Origin of the sequence: Actinoallomurus oryzae, assembly GCF_039541955.1 — a bacterium.
Lineage (GTDB): Bacteria > Actinomycetota > Actinomycetes > Streptosporangiales > Streptosporangiaceae > Actinoallomurus > Actinoallomurus oryzae.
This window is the reverse complement of the sequence record NZ_BAABHF010000073.1, coordinates 1-760: the sequence shown is the minus strand read 5'-3', so window position 1 is coordinate 760 and position 760 is coordinate 1. Positions and strand designations below refer to the sequence as shown.

Below are 760 nucleotides of genomic sequence, written 5' to 3'. Positions count from 1 at the left end.
GCCAGACCTTCGGTCTGGAGCTCGAGCTGACCGAGGGCATGCGCTTCGACAAGGGCTACCTCGCCCCGCAGTTCGTCACCGACGCCGACCGTCTCGAGGCGGTCCTCGACGACCCGTACGTGCTGCTCGTCGCCGCCAAGATCTCGGCCAACCGCGACCTTCTCCCGGTGCTGGAGGCGGTCAAGAGCACCTCGCGGCCCCTGCTCGTCATCGCCGAGGACGTCGAGACGGAGGCGCTCGCCACCCTCCTGCTCAACAAGATCCACGGCGTGTTCAAGTCCGTGGCCGTCAAGGCTCCGGGTTTCGGTGACCGCCGGAAGGCGATGTTGCAGGACATCGCGATCTTGACCGGTGGGCAGGTGGTGTCGGAGGACATCGGCCTGAAGCTGGAGAACACCACGCTGGACATGCTGGGTCAGGCCAAGCGTGTCGTGGTGACCAAGGACGAGACCACGATCGTCGATGGTGCGGGTAACACCGATGACATCGCCGGCCGGGTGAATGAGATCCGGGTCGAGATCGACAACAGCGACTCGGACTATGACCGGGAGAAGCTGCAGGAGCGGCTGGCCAAGCTCGCCGGTGGCGTCGCCGTGATCAAGGCGGGTGCGGCGACCGAGGTGGAGCTGAAGGAGCGCAAGCACCGGATCGAGGACGCCGTCCGTAACGCCAAGGCCGCGGTGGAGGAGGGCATCGTCCCTGGTGGTGGCGTGGCGCTGCTGCAGGCGGGCACGGGCGCGTTCGACAAGATCGATCTTGA

Annotated in this window: 1 protein-coding gene; it reads left to right on the top strand. The window is 66.3% G+C overall.

What is annotated here, in order from left to right:
* On the top strand, positions 1-760 hold a 760-nt coding region (gene groEL / locus ABEA10_RS49735), incomplete at both ends, for a chaperonin GroEL (protein ID WP_345475723.1).